The sequence below is a fragment of the Caenimonas sedimenti genome, assembly GCF_007833165.1.
GTDB classification, from domain to species: Bacteria; Pseudomonadota; Gammaproteobacteria; order Burkholderiales; family Burkholderiaceae_C; genus Ramlibacter; species Ramlibacter sedimenti.
In genome coordinates, this window is the sequence record NZ_VOBQ01000006.1 from 150,885 (window position 1) to 175,226 (window position 24,342).

The 24,342-nt window shown below is 69.9% G+C and carries 25 protein-coding genes; 15 read left to right on the forward strand and 10 right to left on the reverse strand.

The genetic code is table 11. From position 1 onward, the window contains the following. The first annotated feature begins 7 nt into the window (after nucleotides 1-7). Entirely contained in the window at nucleotides 8-1,636 is a 1,629-nt protein-coding gene (locus FN976_RS09100; RefSeq protein WP_255440253.1) for an ABC transporter permease, read from the forward strand. After that, a complete protein-coding gene (locus FN976_RS09105) occupies nucleotides 1,633-2,289 on the forward strand; it encodes an ATP-binding cassette domain-containing protein (RefSeq protein ID WP_145892699.1) in 657 nt (218 codons plus the stop codon). The genes FN976_RS09100 and FN976_RS09105 overlap by 4 nt, the downstream gene beginning before the upstream one ends. Here FN976_RS09105 and FN976_RS09110 read toward each other — a convergent pair. The 3 genes from FN976_RS09110 to FN976_RS09125 are packed head-to-tail and all read right to left on the reverse strand — an operon-like array spanning nucleotide 2,201 to nucleotide 5,600. Continuing rightward, complete coding sequence (locus FN976_RS09110; protein WP_145892700.1) at nucleotides 2,201-3,244, reverse strand: nucleoside hydrolase; 1,044 nt, start codon at nucleotides 3,242-3,244, stop codon at nucleotides 2,201-2,203. The genes FN976_RS09105 and FN976_RS09110 overlap by 89 nt on opposite strands. Beyond that, the gene (locus tag FN976_RS29400) at nucleotides 3,241-4,569 is read right to left on the reverse strand and encodes a TIGR04283 family arsenosugar biosynthesis glycosyltransferase (RefSeq protein ID WP_255440254.1); all 1,329 of its coding nucleotides are present in this window, start codon (nucleotides 4,567-4,569) and stop codon (nucleotides 3,241-3,243) included. Before FN976_RS29400 ends, FN976_RS09110 begins: the two co-directional genes overlap by 4 nt. Next, the gene (locus FN976_RS09125; protein WP_145892701.1) at nucleotides 4,557-5,600 is read right to left on the reverse strand and encodes an aminoglycoside phosphotransferase family protein; all 1,044 of its coding nucleotides are present in this window, start codon (nucleotides 5,598-5,600) and stop codon (nucleotides 4,557-4,559) included. The genes FN976_RS29400 and FN976_RS09125 overlap by 13 nt, the downstream gene beginning before the upstream one ends. Nucleotides 5,601-5,707: 107 nt before the next feature. Here FN976_RS09125 and FN976_RS09130 point away from each other — a divergent pair, with 107 nt between their 5' ends. From FN976_RS09130 to FN976_RS09140, 3 genes are read left to right on the forward strand one after another with little or no spacing between them, the layout of a single operon-like run. Beyond that, nucleotides 5,708-7,870, forward strand: coding sequence for a dihydrolipoyl dehydrogenase family protein (locus tag FN976_RS09130; protein WP_145892702.1), 2,163 nt, complete (start codon nucleotides 5,708-5,710; stop codon nucleotides 7,868-7,870). A gap of 10 nt (nucleotides 7,871-7,880) precedes the next feature. Beyond that, a complete protein-coding gene (locus FN976_RS09135; protein WP_432417857.1) occupies nucleotides 7,881-8,618 on the forward strand; it encodes a DUF3047 domain-containing protein in 738 nt (245 codons plus the stop codon). After that, the gene (locus FN976_RS09140) at nucleotides 8,615-9,739 is read left to right on the forward strand and encodes an FAD-dependent oxidoreductase (protein WP_145892704.1); all 1,125 of its coding nucleotides are present in this window, start codon (nucleotides 8,615-8,617) and stop codon (nucleotides 9,737-9,739) included. Before FN976_RS09135 ends, FN976_RS09140 begins: the two co-directional genes overlap by 4 nt. Before the next feature lie 27 nt (nucleotides 9,740-9,766). Here FN976_RS09140 and FN976_RS09145 read toward each other — a convergent pair whose 3' ends face one another. Beyond that, entirely contained in the window at nucleotides 9,767-11,308 is a 1,542-nt protein-coding gene (locus FN976_RS09145) for an acetolactate synthase large subunit (protein ID WP_145892705.1), read from the reverse strand. Between the two features lie 154 nt (nucleotides 11,309-11,462). Here FN976_RS09145 and FN976_RS09150 point away from each other — a divergent pair, with 154 nt between their 5' ends. Then, nucleotides 11,463-11,954 (forward strand): hypothetical protein, encoded by a 492-nt coding sequence (locus FN976_RS09150; protein ID WP_145892706.1) that lies wholly within the window; start codon nucleotides 11,463-11,465, stop codon nucleotides 11,952-11,954. Between the two features lie 2 nt (nucleotides 11,955-11,956). Here the strand turns inward: FN976_RS09150 and FN976_RS09155 are convergent, their stop codons facing one another. Beyond that, nucleotides 11,957-12,406: a hypothetical protein gene (locus FN976_RS09155; RefSeq protein WP_145892707.1), complete on the reverse strand. Its 450-nt coding sequence runs from the start codon at nucleotides 12,404-12,406 to the stop codon at nucleotides 11,957-11,959. Nucleotides 12,407-12,501: 95 nt separating this feature from the next. Between FN976_RS09155 and FN976_RS09160 the strand changes: the two genes are divergently transcribed. From FN976_RS09160 to msrA, 3 genes are all read left to right on the forward strand, one after another. Next, nucleotides 12,502-13,608, forward strand: a complete 1,107-nt coding sequence (locus tag FN976_RS09160; protein ID WP_145892708.1) for an S-(hydroxymethyl)glutathione dehydrogenase/class III alcohol dehydrogenase — start codon at nucleotides 12,502-12,504, stop codon at nucleotides 13,606-13,608. Between the two features lie 72 nt (nucleotides 13,609-13,680). Continuing rightward, on the forward strand, nucleotides 13,681-15,258 hold the full coding sequence (locus tag FN976_RS09165) for a toll/interleukin-1 receptor domain-containing protein (protein WP_145892709.1): 1,578 nt from the start codon (nucleotides 13,681-13,683) through the stop codon (nucleotides 15,256-15,258). A gap of 71 nt (nucleotides 15,259-15,329) precedes the next feature. Further along, the gene (msrA, locus tag FN976_RS09170; protein ID WP_145892710.1) at nucleotides 15,330-16,025 is read left to right on the forward strand and encodes a peptide-methionine (S)-S-oxide reductase MsrA; all 696 of its coding nucleotides are present in this window, start codon (nucleotides 15,330-15,332) and stop codon (nucleotides 16,023-16,025) included. A 57-nt stretch (nucleotides 16,026-16,082) separates the two neighbouring features. Here the strand turns inward: msrA and FN976_RS09175 are convergent, their stop codons facing one another. The 5 genes from FN976_RS09175 to FN976_RS09195 all read right to left on the reverse strand — a co-directional run bounded on the left by FN976_RS09175 (nucleotide 16,083) and on the right by FN976_RS09195 (nucleotide 20,266). Further along, nucleotides 16,083-16,406, reverse strand: coding sequence for a thrombospondin type 3 repeat-containing protein (locus tag FN976_RS09175; RefSeq protein ID WP_145892711.1), 324 nt, complete (start codon nucleotides 16,404-16,406; stop codon nucleotides 16,083-16,085). Nucleotides 16,407-16,519: 113 nt separating this feature from the next. Continuing rightward, nucleotides 16,520-17,716: an aminotransferase-like domain-containing protein gene (locus FN976_RS09180; RefSeq protein ID WP_145892712.1), complete on the reverse strand. Its 1,197-nt coding sequence runs from the start codon at nucleotides 17,714-17,716 to the stop codon at nucleotides 16,520-16,522. A gap of 30 nt (nucleotides 17,717-17,746) precedes the next feature. After that, on the reverse strand, nucleotides 17,747-18,967 hold the full coding sequence (locus FN976_RS09185; protein ID WP_145892713.1) for a rhodanese-like domain-containing protein: 1,221 nt from the start codon (nucleotides 18,965-18,967) through the stop codon (nucleotides 17,747-17,749). 165 nt (nucleotides 18,968-19,132) lie between these two features. Then, complete coding sequence (locus FN976_RS09190) at nucleotides 19,133-19,693, reverse strand: hypothetical protein (RefSeq protein WP_145892714.1); 561 nt, start codon at nucleotides 19,691-19,693, stop codon at nucleotides 19,133-19,135. Between the two features lie 102 nt (nucleotides 19,694-19,795). Next, nucleotides 19,796-20,266 (reverse strand): GNAT family N-acetyltransferase, encoded by a 471-nt coding sequence (locus FN976_RS09195; RefSeq protein ID WP_145892715.1) that lies wholly within the window; start codon nucleotides 20,264-20,266, stop codon nucleotides 19,796-19,798. Nucleotides 20,267-20,334: 68 nt separating this feature from the next. Here FN976_RS09195 and FN976_RS09200 point away from each other — a divergent pair, with 68 nt between their 5' ends. The 6 genes from FN976_RS09200 to FN976_RS09225 all read left to right on the forward strand — a co-directional run bounded on the left by FN976_RS09200 (nucleotide 20,335) and on the right by FN976_RS09225 (nucleotide 24,304). Then, complete coding sequence (locus FN976_RS09200) at nucleotides 20,335-21,075, forward strand: dienelactone hydrolase family protein (RefSeq protein ID WP_145892716.1); 741 nt, start codon at nucleotides 20,335-20,337, stop codon at nucleotides 21,073-21,075. Nucleotides 21,076-21,108: 33 nt separating this feature from the next. Further along, entirely contained in the window at nucleotides 21,109-21,681 is a 573-nt protein-coding gene (locus FN976_RS09205) for a TetR/AcrR family transcriptional regulator (RefSeq protein ID WP_145892717.1), read from the forward strand. A gap of 22 nt (nucleotides 21,682-21,703) precedes the next feature. Next, nucleotides 21,704-22,231, forward strand: coding sequence for an SRPBCC family protein (locus FN976_RS09210; RefSeq protein ID WP_145892718.1), 528 nt, complete (start codon nucleotides 21,704-21,706; stop codon nucleotides 22,229-22,231). Further along, on the forward strand, nucleotides 22,221-22,631 hold the full coding sequence (locus FN976_RS09215) for a PaaI family thioesterase (protein WP_145892719.1): 411 nt from the start codon (nucleotides 22,221-22,223) through the stop codon (nucleotides 22,629-22,631). The genes FN976_RS09210 and FN976_RS09215 overlap by 11 nt, the downstream gene beginning before the upstream one ends. Nucleotides 22,632-22,676: 45 nt before the next feature. Further along, a complete protein-coding gene (locus FN976_RS09220) occupies nucleotides 22,677-23,144 on the forward strand; it encodes a DNA-binding transcriptional response regulator (protein ID WP_145892720.1) in 468 nt (155 codons plus the stop codon). A gap of 128 nt (nucleotides 23,145-23,272) precedes the next feature. After that, nucleotides 23,273-24,304 (forward strand): BLUF domain-containing protein, encoded by a 1,032-nt coding sequence (locus tag FN976_RS09225; RefSeq protein ID WP_145892721.1) that lies wholly within the window; start codon nucleotides 23,273-23,275, stop codon nucleotides 24,302-24,304. The last annotated feature ends 38 nt before the right edge of the window (nucleotides 24,305-24,342 follow it).

The following is a 24,342-nucleotide window of genomic DNA, read 5'->3' on the forward strand; positions in this document are numbered from 1 at the left end:
GTTCCCCGTGCTGCGCTGGGCCTGGCCGGCCGCGCTGGGCTTGCTGGCCGCCGTGCCGCTGCTCTGGGCCGCCGCCAGCGCGGCGATGGCCGCGTTCGACGCCGCGGCGTGGCGCGCCTTGCTGGCGGAGCCGCAACTGCCGCGGGCCTTGCTGTATTCGCTGGCCACGGGCCTGATCGCCACGGTGCTGTCGGTCGTCGCCACCGCCTGGATCCTCTCGCACAGTTTCGGCACGCCGGGCTGGGGCCTGGTCACGCGCATGCTCGCGCCCATGCTCGCGATGCCGCACGCGGCTTTCGCCATCGGGCTGGCCTTCCTGCTTTCGCCCAGCGGCTGGATCCTGCGTGCGCTGTCGCCGTGGGCGACCGGCTTCACGCAGCCGCCGGATTGGCCGACCAGCCACGACCCCTGGGGCGTGGGCCTGGTGCTTGCCCTGGTCGGCAAGGAAATCCCCTTCCTGCTGTGGACGGCGGCCAGCCAGCTCCAGCGCGCGGACACCGGCGCGCATTGGGCGCGCGAGCTGGACCTGGCACGCACCATGGGCTACGCGCGGCGCACGGCGTGGTGGCGCGTGGTGTGGCCGCAGCTGTGGCCGCGCCTCGCCGCGCCGGTGCTCGCGGTGGGGGCGTACAGCATGACGGTGGTGGATGTGGCGCTGGTCATCGGGCCGGCTTCGCCCCCCACCGCCGCCGTCCTGGCGTGGCAGTGGCTGCTGGATGCCGACCCGGCCGTGAACGCCCAAGGCGCGGCCGGCGCCTGGCTGCTGGCCTTGATGGCTGCGGTGGCCGCGGGCGCCGCCTGGGCGTCGCGCAACTGGCCGCGCCGGCGCAGCACGTGGACCGATGGCCGCCGTGGCGCGCCCGATGGCCGTCTGGCGATCGCCCTGCTGCCTGTGGCCGCGCTGGTCCTGGCCTATGCGCTGTCGATGGCCGTGCTGACCGTCGGCAGCGTCGCGGGTGTGTGGCCCTTTCCCCGCTTGTGGCCGCAGCTGCTGAGCCTGGAAGGCTGGCGCTCCGTGTTCGCGAGCACCTCGACGCTGACCACCACGCTGGGCCTGGCTGCCGCGAGCAGCCTGGCCGCGATGGCCTGGGGCGTGGCCTGGCTGGAGACCGCGCCTCCTGCGTGGGACGCGCGGCTGCGCCGGATCGCCTACCTGCCGCTGCTCCTTCCTTCCGTCCTGTGGGTCGTCGGCATGCACCGGCTCGCCCTGGCCTGGCACATCGACGGCCGGTGGCTGGGCCTCTGGCTCGCCCACACGCTGGCCGCCCTGCCCTATGTGCTGATCGCGCTCAGCCCTTCGTACCTCGGATTCGATGTCCGCTACGCGCAATTGGCTGCGACGTTCGGGCGGGGGCGCTTCGCGTTTCTGCTGCGCGTGAAATGGCCGCTGCTGCGGGCGGGGCTGGCCTCGGCGCTTGCCGTGGCTTTCGCGGTCAGCGTGGCGCAATACCTGCCCACCAGTTTCATCGGCGCGGGCCGCTACGCGACCGTCACGACCGAAGCCGTCACGTTGTCGAGCGGCGGACAGCGCTCATTGGTCGCGGCCTACGCGTGGTTGCAGTGGCTGCTGCCGGCGCTGATGTTCGCGGGTGCGGCCTGGCTGGGCCGGCCGCGGCGGTTCCGGGAGCGTACGTGAGCCTCGAAGTCGACGTTCGCTCCTTGGTGGTGGCCGGCCGCCGGCTGGTGCACGACCTGCGCCTGTCGGTGCCACCGGGCGCCGTGCACACGCTGATGGGCGACAGCGGGTGCGGCAAGTCGAGCCTGCTGGCCGCGCTATGCGGCATCGCGCCGCCCGCGGTGGCGTTCGAGGGCGAAGTCCGGCTGGCCGGAGCACGCGTCGACCAGCTGCCCACGCGGCAGCGCGGCTTCGCCATCCTGTTCCAGGACGACCTGCTGTTCGCCCACATGACGGTACGGCAGAACCTGCTCTTCGCCGTGCCGGCCGGCCCCAAGGCCCAGCGCGAGGCCGCGGTCGCGCAGGCGCTGCAGGACCTCGAGCTGCCCGGCATGGCCGACGCGGACCCCCGCACTCTCTCCGGCGGCCAGCGCTCGCGCGTGGCGCTGGTGCGCGCGCTGCTGGCACAGCCGCGCGCCCTGCTGCTGGACGAGCCCTTCGCGCGGCTGGACGCCGGGCTGCGCGGTCGCATGCGCGAGTTCGTGTTCGCGACGGTGCGGGAGCGAGGGATTCCGGCGTTGCTGGTCACGCACGACGCGGGGGATGTGGCGGATCCGTCCCGGCTGACGCGGTTGACGCCCGAAGCTTCTCCAGGCGCGCGAACAGGTCATTGAAGATCGCATCGCGGTCCACCGCATGCGCCTCGCGCATCAGCGGGCGTCCGGGCTCGGCCAGCCAGCGCCGTTGCGCATCCAGCCGCGGTGTCGGCACCAGGCGGCTGGGCACCCAGGCCGGGCGCAACAGCCAGGCCACGCAGATGAGGTCCCAGATCACCCAGCTGTAGGGGCGCGAGGTGTCCACGGGGTGGATGGTCCACAGCGGGTTGTGGGTGAAGAGGCGATGCAACTCGTCGCCGATCGCACCGCGGCCGCGCACGTGCTGCTCGACTTCGGCCAGCGAGAGGCGCAGCTGCGCACCGACGTGGAAGCCAGGCAGGTAGACGAGGGGCACGCCGCTGTCCAGCACGCATTCGGCGGCGGCGACGTCCTGCACCAGGTTGAAGGAATCGTCGTTCGAGAGCGTGGCCGTGCTCGGATAGCCGCTGGTCCAGACGACCACGATGCGCTCCACGATGTCGGGCGCCATCAGCAAGGCGCTGGCGATGTTGGTGACGCAGCCCAGGGCCAGGACGTAGAGCGGTTCGTCCGCCGGCGCCGCGCGCGCGGTGGCCACCAGGTGGTCCGCCGCGGCGCTGGGCACGGCCTGGCCCGGCCCCGGCAGGTAGCGCGGGCTGCCGGCCAACACCCGGCCTTGGGTGGGCAGGCCCAGCAGCGCGTACACGCGCAGGATCTCCTGCAGGCTGCGGCGCATGCCCTCGTCCGGCGGATTGAACGGCGGCGCATCGGGCGGCGCATGCGGCAAGCGGGCCCGGCGGTGCGCAAAAGAGAATGGCTCCGCGTACACCGCTTCCACCTGCAAAGCCTCGGGCGCGAGCAACGCCCAGGCCAACGCAAACTGGTCGTCGATCTCGTTGGCGGTGTCGGTGTCGATGACGACCCGTGGGCGGGCCCGTGGGTCGGCCAGGCGTGCGCGATACCACGCATCGTCGTGGCGGGGAAAGCTGGTCATGGCGGGATGCTACGTGCGTTCAGGGACTGCAGGCGGCGCAGGTCGGCGGGCTCGTCGACGTCCCACAAGGGCGCGAGTTCGCACCAGCGCAGGCCCACCGCGCGCAGGCGCTCGCGGGTCTGGTCCAGCACTTGCGGCGTGCTCCAGTCGATGCCTTCGAACACGCCGGGCAGATGGCGCGCGAGGCCCAGCAGCACGTAGCCGCCATCTTCGGCCGGAATGAGGACGGCGTCGTGCGTGGCCAGCGCGCGCGCCGCCACATGCAGGTGGCCGGGCGCGAGCAACGGGCAATCGGTTCCGATGATCAGCAGTGGGAGGCCTGGGTTCGCATGGAAGTGCGCAGCGGACGCGGCCGCCATGCGAGCGCCCAGGCCACCGTTCGACTGTGGTGCCATCTCCAGGCCGCAGCGCGCCCGCAGTGCGCGGAAGAAGCGGTGCCCCGCATCGGGCGCGCACCAGAGGCGCACCGGTCCCATCGCGGCCGCCCGCGCCGCAGCCAGCGCTTCGAGCGTGAACCGGCGCTGCAGGCGCGCCGCCGCGGCCGCGCCGATGGCAGGGATGAGCCGCGTCTTCGCCAGACCGGCCACCGGCGCTTTGGCCATCACCGCCATGGCCGCCGCAGGCTGGGGCAACCGGCGGGCATAACCGTAGCGATCGGCCAGCGCCTGCGCGTCCGCGCCGAAGAAGTAGCGCAGGCGCAGACCCCACATCAGGCCGATGGTGCGCGGCACGCCATGCTTCTCCCAGCGCCGCGCCGACGTTTCCACGCGCGCGCGCAGGCACGCCGGCGGCCCGTGCCGGCGCAGCACGGCGGTGAGCGCGATGTCCTCCATCAGCGGTTGGTCGGCGAAGCCGCCGACAGCGGCGAACACGTCCGAGCGCACGAAGATCGCCTGGTCCCCGGTGGCGATGCCGGTCCAGCGCGAGCGCAGGTTCATCAGCGTCCCCACCAGCCGCAACATGGGCCGGCGGCTGGCGATGCGCACGTCGAACCGGCCCCAGCTGGCGCCCTGTTCGAGCGCTTGCAGCACCAGCCGATCGGCATCGGGCGGCAGCGCCGTGTCGGCATGCAGGAACAGCAACGCCCCGGCCTGCGCGGCGCGGGCCCCGGCGTTCATCTGCGCGGCGCGGCCGCGGGGCGCCATGACCACGTGGTCAGCGCCTTGCGACGCCAGCCGCCAGGTGGCGTCGGTGCTGCCACCGTCGGCCACCACCACGCGCACGCCCCGTGCACGCAGCGGCTGAAGCGCCGCGAGCGCGGCGGGCAACCCCTCTTCCTCGTCGATGACCGGGATGACGATGGCCAGCGGCGTCACGCGGACCACGCTCGCGCGAGCGCCTGGAATTCGTCGCGCACCCGCGCCACCGCTGCCGGCGAGAGGTAGTGGTCCACCCGCTCGCGCACATGCGCCACCAGCGCGTCATCGCTGTGGGCGGACGACCAGTCCTCGCCCGCGCCCGGGCCGCCCGGCGGTCGCCCCGACAGCACCCGCCACTTGCAGCACCAGGTGATGGACCACAGCCACATCGCCCGGCGCAGGTGCAAATGCCAGGGCCGCGCCGCCTCCGCCATCACCGGCCCCACCGCCTCGTCCCACGCCGCGTGGAACGCCAGCACGTCATCCGCTGACAGCACCGCCTGCGTGGCGGCGTCCCAGGTGGTGGACGTGTAGAGCGTCGCATGCGCGAGGTCGAGCCCGGGATACCCATAGCGGCATTTCTCCAGGTCCACCAGCACCGCTCGGCCGTCGGCGTGCAGCAGAAAGTTGCCGGGGTGGGCGTCGAAGGCGATGAGGTGCCGTGTGGGGCGATCCGGGGCCTGGATGAGCGCGCGCAGCGCGCGCAGTTCGTCTTCCACGGCTGCGGCCACGCTGTGCACGAGGCACGCTTGCGGCACGTGACGCGCTTGCGCCGTCACTTCCGCCAGGAGATCCTGCAGGGGATCGTGCACATGGGCCAACGGGGAACGGCCCGACGCCGGAGGAAGCGGCAGCGCGTGCAGCGCCGCGAGCGCGCGCGCGATCGAAGGCAGGTCGTCCGGCAGCACGGGCGGGCGGCCGACGATTTCTTCCACCAGCAGGCCGCCGCGCGGCAGGTCTCTGCTGACTGGGAACCAGCCCAGCAAACGCGGCGTGTGGCCGCTGGGCGCGGCGCGTTCGAAACAGGCCCGCTCGTGCGCGAGATTGGCCTCGGGCGCCAGGCCCAGCTGGCTTTGCTTGGGCAGGCGCGCCAACACCCCCGTTCCCGCCAGGCGCACGTGCAGGTGCGCCAGGCCGCGATCGGGCAATGGCTGCAGCGCGGTTTCGGCCCAGGCCGGATGGCTGGCCGCGAGCGCGGCGCGCAAGCCGTCGTGCATCAAGCGGTCCTGGTGTTCGTGGGCATGGGGTTCATTCGACGGTCGGCTGCCGCAGGTTACACGGCCGGAACCTGTAACCTCCGGCACCAGTTCCACGAATGGCCTCCATGAATCCGAGAAGAGCCGCCCTCGCCCTCACGGTGGCCGCCGCCGTCGCGCTCTTCCTCGCCTTCGACCTGGGCCGATTCCTGAGCCTGGAAGCCCTGCAGCAAAGCCAGGCCGCGCTGGGCCGCTTGCGCGAGACGCATCCGGTGGCAGTGCCCGCCGGTTACTTCGCGCTCTACGTCGTGGCGACCGCATTGTCGGTGCCGGGCGCCACCGTCCTCACGCTCGCGGCCGGCGCGCTGTTCGGCCTGGGCTGGGGCCTGCTGCTGGTGTCGTTCGCCTCCAGCCTGGGCGCCCTGCTCGCTTTTCTGGGTGCGCGCTTCCTGCTGCGGGATGCGGTGCGGGCGCGCTTCGGCCAGCGGCTGGCGGAGATCGACCGCGGCCTGCGGCGCGACGGCGCGCTCTACCTCTTCACGCTGCGGCTGGTGCCGCTGGTGCCCTTCTTCGTGATCAACCTGGCGATGGGCCTCACGGCCATCCGCGCGTGGACGTTCTACTGGGTCAGCCAGCTGGGCATGCTGGCGGGGACGGTGGTCTACGTGAACGCCGGCACGCAACTGGGGCAGCTGCAATCGCTGGGCGGCATCCTCAGCCCAGGGCTGCTGGGCTCGTTCGTGCTGCTGGCGGTTTTCCCCTGGATCGGCCGGGCCATTGCGCGCCTGGTGGCGCGACGCAAGGTGTATGCGCGCTGGCGCGGCCAGCGGCCGGCGACGTTCGACCGCAACCTGGTGGTGATCGGCGCGGGCGCCGCGGGCCTGGTCTCTGCCTACATCGCTTCGGCGGTCAAGGCTTCAGTCACGCTGGTGGAGACGCACCGCATGGGCGGCGACTGCCTGAACTACGGCTGCGTGCCCAGCAAGGCCCTGATCCGCAGCGCGCGGCTGGCCCACCAGATGCGGCATGGCGGCACCTGGGGGCTGCAGGACGTGCCGCCCGAATTCAGCTTCGCGGCCGTGATGGCGCGGGTGCGCGCCGTGGTGCGGGACGTGGAGCCGCACGACAGCGTCGAGCGCTACCGCGGACTCGGCGTCGACGTGGTGGCGGGCCACGCACGCATCGTGAATCCCTGGACGGTGGAGATCACTCCGCCGGGTGGCGCGCCTCGGCGCCTGACCACGCGCAGCATCGTCATCGCCACCGGCGCGCGGCCCGTGGTGCCGCCGCTGCCCGGCCTGGACGACGCCGGCTACGTGACCAGCGACACCTTGTGGGAAAAGTTCGGCGCGCTCGAGCAGCCGCCGCGCCGGCTGGTGGTGCTGGGCGGCGGGCCCATCGGCTGCGAGCTGTCGCAGGCTTTCGCGCGGCTGGGCAGCGCAGTGACGCAGGTGGAGCTGGCCCCGCGCCTGCTGGCCCGCGAAGACGACGACGTGGCCGAGGCCGTGCGCGAAGCGCTGCTCGCGGACGGCGTGCGGGTGCTGACCGGCCATCGGGCCCTGCGCTGCGAACGGGCCGAAGGCGAAAAGCTGCTGGTCGCCTCCGACGGCAGCGCCGAGGTCCGGCTGCCGTTCGACGCCCTCCTGGTCGCCGTGGGCCGCCAGGCCCGCCTGGAGGGTTACGGGCTGGAGGAGCTGGGCATCCCCGCGCAGAAGACCGTGGAAACCGACGAGTACCTGCAGACGCTCTACCCCAACATCTACGCCGCGGGCGACGTGGCCGGCCCCTACCAGCTGACCCACGTGGCCGCGCACCAGGCCTGGTATGCCACGGTGAACGCGTTGTTCGGCGGCGTGAAGCGTTTCCGCGCCGACTACCGCGTGATTCCCGCGGCCACCTTCACCGACCCCGAAGTCGCCCGCGTGGGCCTGAACGAGAAAGAGGCGCGCGAGCAGGGCGTGGCCCATGAAGTCACGCGCTACAGCCTGGAGGATCTCGACCGCGCCATCGCCGACGGCGAAGCCCGCGGCTTCGTGAAAGTGCTGACGCCGCCGGGCAAGGACACCATCCTCGGCGCGACCATCGTCGGCTCGCATGCGGCGGAACTGCTGGCCGAATTCGTGCTGGCGATGAAGCACGGCCTGGGGCTGAACAAGGTGCTGGGCACGATCCACACCTACCCCACCTGGTCGGAAGCCGGCAAGTACGCCGCCGGCGAATGGCGGCGCGCGCACCAGCCGGCCGCGGCCCTGCGCATGCTGGCCAGGTACCACGCCTGGCGCAGGGGCTGACATGCGGCCGGTGACCCGCCGCCAAGTCGTGCTCGGCGCTGCCGCGCTGGCGCTTCCCCCCTGGAGGGCGGCGCAGGCGCAGGCCGGCGCCGGCGTCCCGCGCTTCTCCGCTTCGGCGCCCGGCGGGGCACTGCCGGCAGGTTGGGCGCACGAGACCTTGCCCAAGGTGGAACGCGCCAACCAGTTCGCACTGGTCGCGGATGGCGGCGTGACGGTGTTGCACGTGCGGTCGCAGGCTGCGGCCTCCTCGCTCGTGGCCACGCTGCCGACCGGCGGCGGCAGCGTCGCTCGCGCGCAGTGGCGCTGGAAGGTCTCCCGGGCGTTGGCCGGCTCCGACTTCCGGGTGAAGCCCGGCGATGACTATGCGGCGCGCCTCTACGTGCTGTTCGATCTGCCGCTGGATCGCCTGGCCTTCGCCGACCGGCTCCGCATCCAGGCGACGCGCAGCCTGTCGGGCCGCGACATCCCCACCGCCGCCATCTGCTATGTGTGGGGCCAGGCGCAGCCCGTGGGCAGCACCGGCTGGAACCCCTACACCGACCGCGTGCGCATGGTGGTGGTGGACAGCGGCCAGGAGTTCGCGGGCCAGTGGCGCAGCATCGAGCGCGATCTGGCGCGCGACTGGCAGGAAGCCTTTCCCGGCCCCATGCCGCCCGTGCGTGCGGTGGCCGTTGGCGCGGACACCGACAACACCAGCGACCAGGTCGACACCTGGTTCGGCGACGTGCGGCTGCCCGGCACCGCATGAAGCGGCTGCTGCTGCTCGGCGGCGGCCATGCCCACTTGCGGGTGCTGGCAGACCTGGCGCGCGCGCGGCTGCCGGGCTGGGAGGTGGTGCTGGTGACGCCCACGCCGCGCCAGATCTATTCGGGCATGCTGCCCGGCTGGGTGGCCGGCCACTACGCGCTGGAACAGTGCGGCATCGACGTGGCGCGGCTGGCGGCGGCCGCCGGCGTCCGGCTGCTGCTGGACAGCGCCCACGCGCTGGACGCGGACGGCCGCCGCGTGGAGACCGGGGCGCACGGATCCCTGGACTTCGATGTCCTGTCGCTCGACGTGGGCTCGGGCAGCCCCGCGCATGCGATCCCCGGCGCGCACGGGCACGCCACGCCCATCCGGCCCATCGAATCCTTCGTCGCCGGGTGGGTCGAGACGCAGGCGAAGCTGCGGCCAGGCCGTCCCTTCGACCTGGTCGTGCTCGGCGCCGGCCTGGGCGGTGTGGAACTCGCCTTCGCGGCGCACCATCGCGGGCAGCGCGAGGGCTGGTCGCACCTGCGCGTGCACCTGGCCGGATCCGGCGCGACCCCGCTCGAGGCGTCGCCCCCGTCGACGCGGGGCCGGGTCCTGGAACTGATGCGCCAGAAGGGCATGCCCTGGCATGGCGGCCGGCGTGCCGCAGCGGTGGAAGCCGGCCAGGTGCTGCTGGAAGATGGGGCCGCGCTGCCCGCCGACGCGTGCTGGTTGGCGACGGGCTCCGCGCCCCATCCGTGGCTGGCCGACTCGGGGCTCGCCACGGACGCGGTGGGTTACGTGCGCGTGCATGACACCCTGCAATGCGAGAGCCACCCCGCGATCTTCGCGGCCGGTGACGTGGCCAGCCTGCGGGCCGCGCTGCCGAAGTCCGGCGTCTATGCCGTGCGGGCAGGCGAGCCGCTGTCGCGCAACCTGCAGGCCGCTTGCCGCGGCCTGCCGCTCGCCAGCTGGCAGCCCCAGGCGCGCGCGCTGTACCTGGTGAGCACGGGCAGCCGGCACGCGCTCGCGGTGTGGGGTGGCTCCAGCTGGGAAGGCCGCTGGGTCTGGCGCTGGAAGGACTGGATCGACCGGAAGTTCGTGCAACGGTTCAACGCCGGCGCAGGCGCCCGGCCCTGACGCGCCAACCGCGGTGCGCGCCCGGGACTAGACCAGCAGCTCGATCAGGAAAGGCCCGTCCCGCCGGAAGCTCGCCGCCATCAGCGCCGCGCATTCCTCGAGCGTGCTCGCCCGCGCGGCTTCCACGCCCATGCCCTGCGCCAGCTGGACCCAGTCCAGATTGGGGTTGCCCAGGTCGAGCATGCGCATCGCGCTGGGGCCCGGCGTCGCGCCCACGGCCTGGTATTCGTTGATCAGGATCGCGTATTTGCGGTTGCTGAGGATCACCGTGGTGACGGGCAGGCGCTCGCGCGCCTGCGTCCACAGCGACTGCAAGGAATACATCGCCGAGCCGTCCGCCTGCAGGCTCAGCACGCGCCGCTCTCCGCCGGCCCCGATGGCCGCGCCGGTCGCCACGGGCATGCCGTCGCCGATGGCCCCGCCGGACAGGTGCAGCCACTCGTGCGGTGCTGCGGCGTGCGTGTGCTTGTAAAAGCCGCGACCGTAGGAAACGCTTTCGTCGGACACGATGGCCTGGTCCGGCAGCAAGGCGGCGACGGTCTGTGCCAGCTTCTCCGGGGTGGGCGCGCCGCTGGCGGGTTCGGGCCGCGGACCGGGATCGGGGATGGCCAGTGGCGGAGCGCGCAGCGCGTCGGCCAGATCGCGCAGTGCCGCGACCGCATCCTGGTCCGGCCGTGACAGCACATGGAACTGGGCGCCCGGCGCGTGCTGCTGCGAGGGCTTGCCGGGATAAGCGAAGAAGCCGACCGGGGGCTTGGCGTTGACCAGCACGATGTGCTCGTAGGACGCCAGCGCTGCGACGGCGAGATCCGTGCTGTAGGGCACGCGCTCCAGCTGCAGCCGGCCGCGGCCGCGCGAGACCCGGGCGTTCAGGTAGTCGGCCATGAGGCCCGCGCCGGTCGCCTGCGCGATGCGCCAGGCCAGCGCCTGGCCCTGCTCCTGGACGGCGGCGCCTGCCAGCAGCAACAAGGTCTTGCCGCCGGACCGCAGCACGCGCGCCACGGCGTCGACGGCCGACCCGTCGACCGGCGGCGCTGGGAGCACGCTCAGGGGCTTGGCGACCTCGCCTCCGTCGTCCCACGACGCGTCGGAGGGCAGCACCAGCGTGGCCACCTGCCCCTGCAGCGCCCGCGCCGCCTGGACCGCGGCGGCGGCATCCCGCCCGACATCGGCGGCGCGAGCGCTGGTGCGGACCCACGCGGAGACGCCGCGCGCGAATCCCTCGGTGTCGGCGGTCAGCGGCGGATCGTGCGGCCGGTGCCAGGTGGCCTGGTCGCCCACGATGTTGACGATGCCGCTGCGTGCGCGGCGGGCGTTGTGCAGGTTGGCCAGGCCGTTGGCGAGGCCCGGGCCGCAGTGGAGCAAGGTGCAGGCCGGCTTGCCGGCGAGGCGCCAGTACCCGTCGGCCATGCCGGTCACCACGTTTTCCTGCAGGCCCAGCACGCAACGCATGCCCGCGGCCTGGTCGAGCGCCGCGACGAAATGCATCTCGCTGGTGCCGGGGTTGGCGAAACAGGTGTCGACCCCGGCGGCGAGCAAGGTCTCCACCAGGCTTCTGGCGCCATTCATGCGGCCTCCTTCTTGGGTGTGCCTGATGCTAGCGCAGCCCCCTCTGCCGCTGCTGTCGCGCTGGAGCGCACCGCGCAACCCGGCCGTCGACGATTGCCACCCGCGCCGGGCGCAATCGCCGTACCATTCCGGCTTCGTTGGGTTCCAGAAAAACATGAACAAGCCTGTGCCACCCCCCGGCCGACCGCCGGGCCGGGGCGTTTTCGCCGACACCAACCTGCCGCAGGCGGACGAGTCGAACACCGACTCCGCCTGGCAGCAGTTCCAGGATCTGGAAAACCGGGGGAACGCCCGCTTCGCCGACACCCAGCCGGCGGACAAGACGATCCTGCCCGGGATGATGACTCGCAAGCCAGCCACCCCGGGCACGAGCATCGATGACGTGTTGGTCGAGGCACGGCGCAACAATCGCGTGTGCCCCCAGCCGGTCTTCTGGTTCCAGCTCTACGACCTGCTGCCGGAGGGGGTGCGCAAGCCGCCGGCCCCGCCGGACGGGCCCGCGTGGCGCACGGCATCATCACTGGCCAAGCGCATGGCGCTCCGGGACCACCTGGAGTTCGCCGACCGCTCCGGCGCGCTGGCCGCCGTCATGGCCTACCTGCGCAAGCTGCGCGAGCAGGACTGGCTGCACATGGGCGAGGACTAGCCTCAGCCGGCGAACGGCCGCGTGCCGAAACGCGACGCCAGCCGCTGCAGTTCGTTCAGGGTGTCCCCGCGCACCGCCTCCTGCCCGTTGGCGCCCTGGAAGTTGGCCGCGACCATCTTGGGAAAGTGCTTGCCGATCCAGAGGGTGGTCTCCTTGATGGCGGCTTCGCTGTCGCTCTCCTCGAACAGCACGGACTTCGCGTCGTTCGGGTCGTAGTGCATGTACGCGTGGCCGGGCTCCGGCTTGAGCGTCACGGCGGACTTGTCGGCCCATCTCAGCCGTGCGAGAAGCTGCACTTCCCCCGGCCGGCCGGCCGGCGTCTTGAAGACCCAGAGAAAGTCCGGGAACCCCGCGGTGAACGCGGAGAGCTTGTCGGGGGTGGACTTGAAGTGGCCGATGCGGCCTGCCTTCATGTCGGCCTGGTGGTTCTTCCAGTGGTAGATGACATCCATGCGAATCGTTTTCCCTTCAAGCCAGCTGCACGGGGTGTGCATGGGCCGAGTTTAGGGCCTGCGCGGCCCGGGCCCGGTGCGGTAGGCTCTGGCCCATGAAAACCAAAGCCGCCATCGCCTGGAAAGCGGCAGCCCCGCTCACCATCGAAACCGTCGACCTCGAAGGCCCGCGCGCGGGCGAAGTGCTGGTGGAGATCAAGGCCACCGGCATCTGCCACACCGACTACTACACCCTCTCGGGCGCCGATCCGGAGGGCATCTTCCCGGCCATCCTGGGCCATGAAGGCGCGGGTGTGGTGGTGGACGTCGGCCCCGGCGTGACCACGCTCAAGAAGGGCGACCACGTCATCCCGCTGTACACGCCAGAGTGCCGGCAGTGCAAGTTCTGCCTCTCGCGCAAGACCAACCTGTGCCAGCTGATCCGCGGCACCCAGGGCAAGGGCCTCATGCCCGACGGCACCAGCCGCTTCAGCCTGGACGGGAAGCCGCTCCTGCATTACATGGGCACCAGCACCTTCAGCAACTACACGGTGGCGCCCGAGATCGCGATGGCGAAGATCCGGCCGGACGCGCCGTTCGACAAGGTCTGCTACATCGGCTGCGGCGTCACCACGGGGATCGGCGCGGTGATCTTCACGGCCAAGGTGGAGGCCGGCGCCAACGTGGTGGTGTTCGGCCTGGGCGGCATCGGGCTCAACGTGATCCAGGGCGCCCGCATGGTCGGCGCCGACAAGATCATCGGCGTCGACATCAATCCGGGCCGGCAGGAGATGGCACGCAAGTTCGGCATGACGCACTTCGTCAACCCCCAGGAAGTGCCGAACGTGGTGGACGCGATCGTTCAGCTGACCGACGGCGGCGCCGACTACAGCTTCGAATGCATCGGCAACACCACCACCATGCGCCAGGCGCTGGAGTGCACGCACAAGGGTTGGGGCCGCAGCATCATCATCGGCGTCGCGCCGGCCGGCGCGGAGATCAGCACCCGGCCCTTCCAGCTGGTGACCGGCCGAAAGTGGGAAGGCTCGGCCTTCGGCGGCGCGCGCGGCCGCACCGATGTGCCGAAGATCGTCGACTGGTACATGGAGGGCAAGATCAACATCGACGACCTGATCACCCACACCATGCCGCTGGAGAAGATCAATGAGGGGTTTGACCTGATGAAGCGGGGGGAGTCGATCCGGGGAGTCGTGGTGTATTGAGTCAATCCCCGGCATAAGAAGCTCTGGCGTAGCGCCGGCTGACATGTCTCGCCACAGGGACGCCGAGAGAACATGAGCAGCATCTTCATTTCTTATCGCTCGAGCGACTTCGATCGCGGCGTCCTGATGCTTTACGGTCGCCTGGCAGAGAGGTTCGGCGCGGAGCATCTGACACTGGACAGGTTGAGTTTTGCTCCAGGAGCGAACTGGTTGCCGCAGATCCGTTCGCGCGTAGCCATGGCGGATATCGTCGTTTGCGCGATGGGCCCCGGCTGGACCGGCGACGCTGCCGCGCCGGCCTTTGGGGTCACCGACTACGTGCTGGAAGAACTGGCGCTGGCAAGGAAGCTCGGGAAGCCCGTATTGCCCGTCGCGCTCGCGGTGGATCCTTTGGCGATCACAAGATCGCTGCCAGCTGGCCTGGAGTGGGTCTCCGATCTCCATTTCGTCCGCTTTGACCCAATGTCGGGCGACGCGAAGGCCCTTTGCGAGGCGCTGGACACGCTCGGCGGACCAACCGTGGTCCGCGATGCCTCAAATGGGCAGGCCTTTGGTTTCGGGACCAAGCTGGTTCTGGACGTGTCGCGCAGCGTTCTCGGCAGCATCTTCCGCCCAATTGGGCATGCTGCCGCGGCACTGCAGCCGGTAGCCGGACTTCGCCGAAGCTTCCTCCTGGCGGGTGCGGCCCTGACCGTCCTTTGCTTGAGCGGCCTGCTTGTGGCCGGTGAAATCAATCCTTTCATGGTGGCCAAATTCCTGGCGGCAATGGCTTTCTCCGCCCTCGTGGCGTTTGCGGCGTTCGGAATTCTTTCCTGGCCGGTCAAAGGCAGGCCATCCTCCGGATCAATAGCCAGCTTCACTCTGCATTGCACAGCAGCGCTCTATATCGCTCTGGCGGCATGGTTGCTGGTCTTCTGGCTCGTGCTGCCGGATGCCGTCCATCACAGGTTCGCGGCCATTGGCGATTCAGATCTGCCGCTGATGCAACAACTCGAGTCCCTGGATACTTCCCTGACGACAGGCGCAAAGTGGCGACTGGGAATCGTCCAGGCCTGCGGGCTGCTTCACTTGCTCATTCTCGTGAACGCCTTTTCACGCGCCGCTGCGATCGCCCTCGGTTGGAAACGATGGGTATTCCTGTTGCCGGCATCGGCCGTCGGGGTGGGATTTGTGGCCATCCTGGTCGTGCTGCTGACATCCGGTGAGGGCCTGCGTGGCGCAAACCTGCCCATGGACGTCACGCTGACATCGGCCAAGGATGTGATGGAGCCGGGTGGGTTGAAGAAGACGGAACTTCTTCTTGAGGCTACCGGGCGGATCGAGAAGCGACCGAAATCGATCGCGTTTGTCGTCGACAGCTTCCGGGCCGAGAACCGGCAACTGCCTGCGAAGCCGATCCAGGCGCTGATGTGTGCTCTCCTGATTTCGAAGGGCGGGAGGTTCGACTGGCCCCCTGTGATGCATGAAGCTCGGGTACGCCTGGGCGAGGATCTCGCGCCGGGCCAAGGCTTGAGCCGTCGGAATCTTGTCGTCGACGTTCCTCTTGGCGAGAACTTTCAATCCGGTGCCACTGCGTTGGGCTGCTTTGTCGAGACAGGACCGGTCAGCTATCCGATCGGGAACGGGACCATGCTGGTCCTGAAGTGGTAGCGCCGCACCGGCGGGTCAGCCAAGTGTAAGAAGCGATGCCCGTCATCCGACATACGCTCGAAAGGTCTGCCATGAACAAAGTCCTGCTCACCACCGCCGCCGTGACCGCCGCCGCCTGGCTGTTCCTGGGGTCCAGCGGCATCGCCGCCGAGAAGGCGGTCAAGCTGCCGCCGCCCACCCAGGACGTCCCGGCCGCGGCCACGACCGAAACGGCGGTGTTCGCCGGCGGTTGCTTCTGGGGGGTGCAGGCCGTGTTCCAGCACACGCAGGGTGTGCTGAACGCGGTCTCGGGCTATGCGGGTGGGGACAAGTCCACCGCCCGCTACGAGCTGGTGACGACCGGCCGCACCGGCCACGCCGAATCGGTGCAGGTCACCTACGACCCGAAGAAGGTGTCTTACGGGACGCTGCTGCAGATCTTCTTCTCGGTGGCGCACGACCCCACGACACTCGACCGGCAGGGCCCCGACGTCGGGACGCACTACCGCTCCGCGATCTTCTACCGCAACCCGCAGCAGAAGCAGGTCGCCGAGAGCTACATCGCCCAGCTGGACGCTGCAAAGCTGTTTCCGGCGCCCATCGTGACCAAGGTGAACGCTCTGGCGACATTCCATCCCGCCGAGGCTTACCACCAGGATTACGCGACGCTGCACCCGAACCAGCCCTACATCGTGACCTACGACAAGCCGAAGATCGTGAACCTGAAGATGGTGATGCCGCAGGTGTACAGAGACAAACCCGTGCTGGTGTCTGCGCAGGCCAAGTAGAAGCGAGCGATGAAAGAAGGGCCTCACTCGAGGCCCTTTTTTCGTCCTGAGTCCGCTTCAGGAATACCGCCGGTTGTCCGGGTACCGGTCGCGCGCGTTCGCGATGCCGTCGCCATCCCGGTCACGGTCATGGCGGTTCCGGATGCCGTCGCGGTCCAGGTCGCCGTTGGGTCCGTTGCGCTGGACCCGGGCGATGTTGGGCACGTTCGGGTTGGGATCCTGCGCATTGCGGATGCCATCACCGTCGCGGTCGCGGTCCTGGCTGTTGCGGATGCCGTCGCGGTCCAGGTCATGATGCGGCGCGTACTGGGCCTGCGCCAGCGACCCCAGGGTCAGCAGGGAGCCGGCCACCAGGGCCGCGAAGAGGGGTTTGCGTTGCATGGGATGCTCCTGTGAGTTGGATTGGCATCCACGATGCAACACAGGCGCACGGCCGGGCATCGGCGCGCGGCTGTCAAGATGGTCGGCGCGGTCCTGCTCCGAAAGTTTGACGCTCAGAGCGCCCGGCCCAGCCGCCCCACCCCTTCCTCGATCTTCTCCACATTGGCCGTCGCGAAACTCAGGCGCAAGGTCGAAGGGTCCGGGTTGGCGGCATAGAACGGCGTGCCCGGGACGAAAGCCACACCTTGCTCGATGGCGCGCTTCGCGAACTCCGCAGCGTCCTGGATGCCGCCGCCGGCACCGGTGAGCCGCGCCCAGAAGAACAGACCGCCTTGCGGCTGCGTGAACTCGATCGCGCCGCCCAGGTGCTTCTTCAGCGCCTCGCCCATCGCATGAGCGCGCGCGCCATAGGCCTTGCGCACGATCTTCAGGGTCTCGGGCATGCGGCCGCTCTTCAGGTATCGCGCGGCGGTGGCCTGCGCGAAAGTGCTCGTGTGCGCATCGCTGAATTGCTTGCACATGGTCGCCTTGGCCAGCAGTTCAGGCTGCGCGATCAGCCAGCCCACCCGCAGCCCAGGCGACAGCACCTTGCTCATGCTGCCGCAGTGGGCGATCCACTCGCGCGCGGCGGGCATCTCCTTCGTCAGCGCCAGGATGCTGGGCGGCGGCGGCGCGCCGAAATACAGGTCGCCGTACGGGTCGTCTTCCACCACCAGCGTCTGGTACTTGACGGCCAGCTCCAGGATCTGCCGGCGCCGCTCCAGGCTCAGCAACGCGCCGCTCGGGTTGCCGAAGGTGGGGATGAGGTACACGAACTTCGGCTTGTGCTGCACGATCAGCTGCTCGAGCTGGTTCACCTGCACGCCGTCCGCGTCGATGGGCGCGCTGATCAGCTCGGCGCCATAGAGGCGAAAGCACTGGATGGTGGCCAGGAAGGTCGGGCCCTCGACGATGACCTTGTCGCCCGGACTGATCATGGTCTTGCCCAGCAGGTCCAGGGCCTGCTGGCTGCCGGTGGTGACGATCAGGTGGTTCGATTCGACACCCGCCACGCCCTTGGCCTGCATGAAGTCGGCGAGCTGCGTGCGCAGCGGCTCGTAACCTTCGGTGGCGCCGTACTGCAGCGCGCCACCGGATTCGTGCGTCAAAGCCTCGTCGGCGGCCTGCTTGAGGCCATCGATGTCGAACATCGCGCTGTCCGGGAAGCCGCCGGCAAAGCTGATGATGCCGGGCTTGCCGAGCAGCTTGAACAGCTCGCGGATGGCCGAGGTTTCGACGTTGTCGAGGCGGGAAGCGAATTGGAGGGGCATGGCGGCGATTCTAGGCCGCCGCCCGCCGGGCTACTGCTGCGCGGCCATGTCGAATTTCATCCCACTGGTGCGCCATTCCGGGAAGCCGCCGCGGAACCAGTGCACCCGCCGGTAGCCCGCCTTCAGGGCGGCCTGCGATGCCTTGAAGCTCTTCCAGCATTCGGGGCCGTTGCAGGCGAAGATCAGTTCCGCGTCGCGGTTGGCGCCCAGTTTGGCCAGGTCGAACTGGTCCAGGGCGGCATCGAAGTCGGCCTCCTTGGCGCTCTTCTCCCCATAGGGCACCAGCTTCGCGCCGGAGACGTGGCCCGCCTTGAACTCGGTGTCGGTGCGCGTGTCGACATAGATCGCGCCGGCCTGCAGCAACTGCACGACTGCCTTGGCATCGACCACGTTGGCACCGGGCAGCGCGCGCGGCGTGAAGTAGCCCAGCGTGGAGACGTACTTGAAGTCGGCCGCGGCATGCGAAATCGCCTTGGCGTTCTCCGTGCGCAGCAGGCCGGTGGAATGCAGGGTCTCGGTGAGCGCCGCGTTCAGCTGGTCGGCGCTCACCCGGGCGTTGTCGCGCACGGCCACGCTGAGGCCGGGCACGGGCTTGGACTCCATCACGATCTTGACCTGCTCGCCGGCCGCCACCCACCGGTCGAAGACCGCTTTCTCCACCGCCACGACGTCGCAACGGCGGATCTGCAGGCAAGGCAGCAGCGCGTCCTGGTAGCGCGTGTCGTACAGAGGACCGAAGTGGCGCTTGATCGTCGTGTTGGATGCGTTCACCTCGCCGCGCAGCAGGTAGGTCACCACGCTGTCCTGCAGCGGGAGGCCCAAGCGCTTGCCGGCAGCCTGCTGCAGGTTGTTGATGCCGCTGTCCTTGGGCGCCACCAGCACCGCCTGGACCGGCTTGCTGAGGCCCAGCACCGGCACGTAGCCGTAGCGTACGGCGCTGCCGATCACATGCGCGGGCGCGACGAAGATGTCGTGAATGCGCGAACGCGTCGCGGCCAGGTCCGCGGTGGCGTCGGCCGACAGCGCCACATTGGCGTGCTTGATGTCCTCCTTGCGCAGCGCCTGTTCGAGCGCGCCCTTCCAGGCGCCGTACAGGGCGACGCGCGACACCTCACCGCTGTCGCCAGGATTGACCAGCACGCGCACCGGGCCTGTGGACGCGGCGGCAGGCTGCTGCTGGGCCAGTGCGGGGGCACACAGGATCAAGGCTGCAAGGGGTACCCCTGACAGGATCGACGACTGCGACTTCATCACCTTCTCCCAGGCGCTACGGATGAGACGCAGCGTAGGAAGGATGGGGTGTAACCGCCTCCTGGAAATGGACGAGCGGCCGCCAGGCGGTACTCAACGGGAGACTGCGTTTCGAGTTGTCACATGCCCGCGTTGTTTGTTGCCACGGACGCAAGCTTGTCACGCTCAACGCCGCGGTTTGTCCTTGCTGTCCTGGTCGGCGTAGCGCAGGCCAGGCGCATGGCCCGCATCATCGGGGTCCGGCCGATTCTGCGGGCGCTGCTCGCCGCCGAAAGCGAAAGCGCGCTCGTTTTGCTCCGCGCGAATCATCGGCCGCTCGTCGCCCGGTGCGTCGCGGCGCCCAGCATGGTCCGCGAGAACCGCACGGACCGCGACGATGTCGCGCAGGGGGCGCAGGAGCGGGCGATGGACGGTCCTGGGGCCTTGCCCGCCCATGGCCGCGAGCAGGGCCGAGGCCCGCCCGGCCTGCTCCTCGTCGAGGGCGTCGAGCACAAGCACGTGCTGCCCGCCCTGGACGGCGCCGGTGTACCGGTCCGCGACGGCAGCAGACTGCTCCTGGCCCAGCAGGCTGACGAAGAAGGCCCCGAAATTCGCCAGCGCCGAACTGGCATGCAGGCCCTTGTGTTCGATGTGGATGTCGCCCCGACGGACGCCGAGTTCGACCAGCCGGTCGACCGACTGCCGGGCTTGGGCCGCGTCGTCGAAGGCGCAGATGACGGTGTGCATGTTGGAGATCTCCGTGCGTGGATTGGGGTGCTTGCTACCAACATGGGGACGCGTCCGGCCGTTCGCTGTCGTCCCTGCGGGACGGTGCCGGTAGGCGAGGGACTACCCCTGGAACAGCTTGTGGTACACCATCGCCCCACTGCGCTCCGCCACGTGGTCATAGAGCCGGCGCGCGGTCACGTTGGCTTCGCGCGTGTGCCAGTAGACGCGCGGGCAGCCGATGCCCTTGGCACGTTCGCACACGGCGTCGATCAGCGCCGCGCCCACGCCTTGCCCGCGCGCTTCGGGCACCGTGAACAGGTCCTGCAGGTAGCACGCGGGGCCGATGGTGATGGTGCTGCGGTGGTACAGGTAGTGCGTCAGCCCGAGGATGCGGCCATCCGCTTCGGCCACCAGCGCGTGCATGTGCTCGTAGGGATCGAGGAAGCGCTGCCATGTCGCCTGGATCACTTCGGGCGCCAATGCTGTCGGCCCTTCGCGCCCGTAGAAGGCGTTGTAGCCCTCCCAGAGGGGCAGCCAGGCGTCGTAGTCCGAGGGGGTGACGGGGCGGATGACGAGGGGCGCTTTCTTCATCCCCCGTTTGTAGCAAACGGCGGTGCACAATGCGCCGCACCACCCGACCACGTGAGGAGACCCTGCCCATGATCGAGAAGCACCTCGACATCCCCACCGCCGACGGCGCCATGAACACCTTCGTGGTCTACCCGGAAGAGAAAGGCCCGTTCCCGGTCGTCCTGTTCTACATGGATGCGCCGGGCAAGCGCGAGGAACTGCATGACATGGCCCGGCGCCTGGCTTCGGTGGGCTACTACGTGGTGCTGCCGAACCTCTACTACCGCCGCTCGCGCGACTTCTGGCTGACGGAACGCACCGAAGCCAAGATGGCGGTGATGTTCGAGCACATGCAGGCGCTGACGAACGCAATGACGGTGCGCGACACGCAGGCCATGCTGGACTTCGCGGACGCGCAACCCGAGGCCGATGCGCAAAGGGTGGGCTGCGTCGGCTACTGCATGAGCGGACCCTTCGTGATGCACGCCGCGGCGAATTTTCCCGATCGCATCAAGTCCATCGCGGCCATCCACCCCGCCCAGATGGTCACGGACCAGGACGACTCGCCGCACCTGCTGGGCGCGCGTGTGAAGTGCGAAAGCTACTTCGGCTGCGCCGAGACCGACAAGTGGGCACCGCCCGAAACGGTCGCCACGCTGAAGGCCGCACTCGAAGCCGGCGGCACGCCGCACCGGATCGAGTGGTACCCCAATTCGGAGCATGGCTTCGTCTTCCCGCTGCGCACCGGCATCTACCACCAGCCGTCGGCGGAGCGGCATTGGGAGCGCGTGTTCGACCTCTTCCGCCGGACGCTGACGCCTTCGGCTTGACTGGAGTGCTGGTCTAGAGTGATACTCTAGACCATGGATCCCACGTCCACCCGCGAGCGGCTGCTCGCCGCCGCCACGCAGGTGTTCCTGCGGCAAGGCTTCGCCGCCACGTCCATGGACATGGTGCGGCAGGAAGCCGGCGTCAGCAACGGCAGCCTGTACCACCACTTCCCCACCAAGGCCCGGCTGGCGGACGCGCTCTACGCGCACACGTTGCGCGACTTCCATGCCGCGCTCCTGGTCCCCGTGGCCGGGCGCGCGTCCGCCCAGACCGGGGTGAAGGGGATGATCCGGGTGCACATCGACTGGGTCCTGCAGAACCCGGACCGGGCGCGCCTGCTTCAGGAACTCAAGCGGGCGGGCGACCTGGCTGCCGGGACCGGTGAATGGGCGCAGGCCAACGAGGCCGGCTTCGGCGCGCTGCGCGAATGGGTCGAGGCCAAGGTGGCGGCCGGCGAGATGCGGCCCCTGCCCTTCCCCGTGTGGATGGCCGTGGTGTTCGCGCCCGCGCTGTCGCTCACCAGCTTCTGGGTCACCCAGCCTGCCGTCCCGCCCAAGGTGCGGGCCGCACTGGAGCACGCGGCCTGGATGGCGGTCGCCCCCTGAAATCGACGAAGGAGAAACAGGAATGAAAGTGGTGAACATCCACCAGCGCCTGCTGCACGCGGCACCCGAGCGTGTGGGCGCGCTCATCGACACCCTGGCGTCCCCGCAGGACGCACTGTGGCCACGCCAGGCCTGGCCGCGCATGCGCTTCGACCGTCCGCTGGGCGCGGGCGCCGAGGGCGGGCACGGTCCGATCCGCTACCGCGTCGAAGCGTACACGCCGGGTGAGGGCATCCGCTTCCGGTTCACGGGACCGCGCGGATTCGACGGGTGGCACGCGCTGGAGGTGCTGGAAGCGACGTCGGCGCATTGCGTGCTGGAGCATCGCGTGGAGATGTCCACTTCCGGATGGGCGGCATGGACCTGGCCTTTGCTCTACGGCCCGCTGCACGACGCCCTGATCGAGGACGGGCTGACGCAGGCCGAGATGTCGCTGGGGCTCGCGCCGCATCCCCGCCCCTGGTCCGCGCGGGTCCGGTTCCTGCGGTGGCTGGTCACGCCGGGCGTGACGGCGACCCGGGCAACGGAAGGCAAGCCCCATGCAGGCTGACCTGCTCGCCTACGGCCGCCAGGTGCTGGCCCGCCAGCCCTTCAACGGCGTGGTCGGGGCCACCCTCGAAGTGTTCGAAGCCGGGACCGCGGAACTGTCGCTGCCGCTCGCCGCGCATCTGCTGCAGCAGGATGGCTTCGTGCATGGCGGCGTACTTTCGTACCTGGCCGACAACGCGCTGACCTACGCGGGCGGCTCGGTCCTCGGGAAGGTGCTCACCTCCGAGTTCAAGATCAACTACCTGCGGCCGGCGCGTGACGCCGACCGGCTGGTGGCGGTCGCGACGGTCGTGGGCAGCGGCAGGACCCAGGCCGTGTGCCGCTGCGACATCTTCCTGGAGCGCGCCGGCGAGCGGAAACTGTGCGCCGCGGCGCAGGGGACGATCCGCAAGGCGGAGTAAATTCATGCGCGGAGAACGTTGTCATGAGATTACACTATTCGTCGCATGTCCACGCCGTCCGTCCCGCCCGCTCCGCACGTCCTGGTCGCCGATGCGCCCGAGGCGGTCGATGTCTTCCGTCGCGCCCTGACGGCGCCTTTCGAACTCGTCCCCGTCGAGAACCTGGACGCCGCGAAAGCCGCCCTGCAAGCCGGGCCTGCCCTGGTGGTTTGCGGCTGCCACTTCGATGAAGGCCACATGTACGACCTGCTGCGTCACATGAAGGCTGCGCCGGCCCTCGCGGGCACGCCGTTCATGGCCATCCGGTCCCTCGAAGGCGAGCTCGACGACGCGCTGTACGAAAGCGTCAAGATCGCCGTGCGCGCGCTGGGCGGCAATGCCTTCGTCGATCTGTTGCGGTGGCAGCGCAAATACGGGCCGGCCGGGGCTGGCCACCGGCTCACGCAGCTGGTGGCGTCGCTCGCGGCCTTGCCACACGGGGATTCGGCGAATCCCATGCACTCGCGAACCTAGGCCGCGGCCGTGCTGTAAGAAGCACGTATTGCAAGCTCAACAACCTGTTACCCGAGGATCGGCGCCGCCGTGACCAACGTCACAGCCGCGGCCGGAAGCGGCGGCTACCCTCGCGCAAAGACAGCGCCATGCCCACCACGCAGCGCACTCCACCGGCGGCCGCCAGCGGCGAGCAGGACATCGAACGCATCATCTGCGCGAGCGTGCTCACCCGCCCGCAAGCGCCCTACGCGGAGATGGAGCGGATCCGGGAAACGTCCATGCGCCACAACCAGCGCTTCGGCATCCATGCGGCGCTCCTCTGCCAGAGCGGCTGGTATGTCCACTGGATGGAAGGGCCCGGTCCCGCGCTGCGCGCGATGCGCGAGCGGGTGGCGGGCGACAATCGGCATCACACGCAACTGCTCGTGCATCACAGCCGCGGCCCGCGGTATCTGCTGACACGCTGGTCGATGATGCTGAATCCATCGGACGAGCCGCCGGCGGAGTTCGGCAAGCGTGTGTCGTCCCTGCATGAAAGCCTGCAGCGCGGCATCCAGTATCCACCCACCTCCGTGATCCGGCGGCTGGTGGCGCCGTTGCGCGTGGGCCTGGCGAACGAAACCGAGACCGACCCGGAGGCCTTCCATCGCGTCGGCGTGTGTTCCGCGGACGACGGGCGCGGCTTCGACCTGGTGCGCTGGCTGGCCCGCAAGCACCGCACGGCCAGCCAGGCGCGGCGCGTGGCGGGCGAAGACGATCTGGACAGCGGCACCGACTACGTGGACTTCCGGCAGGACGGCCATCCCTGCCGCGTGATCGCCGTGTCGCGCACGGGCTTGCGCCATGGGCTGCGCCGCGCCTTCCTGCCCGACTGGGGCCACCTGGTGCTGCTGTTCGGCGACGACGCCAAGCGCAACACGCAGCTGATGCAACGCGTCGTCGAAGCGTGCGCGAGCCTGCCCGCGCATCCCGAGCTGCTCGGTGCCGCGTCCGATGAGGGCGTGCACGCCCGCATGGCGGTCGCGGCGCGTGTCGCTGGCCTGCGTTACCGCCAGCTGGGACTGATGCGCGCGGAGGAATGCGACGAAGCCTGGCATGCGGTGGGGGAACGCCTGGCGCTTCTCGGGCCTCCGCGCAGCTCGCAATGGGACCTGACGCACCCGGCCTGGATTGCCTAGCGGTTGGCGCCACCCGCGGGTGGCCCCTATACTCCGAC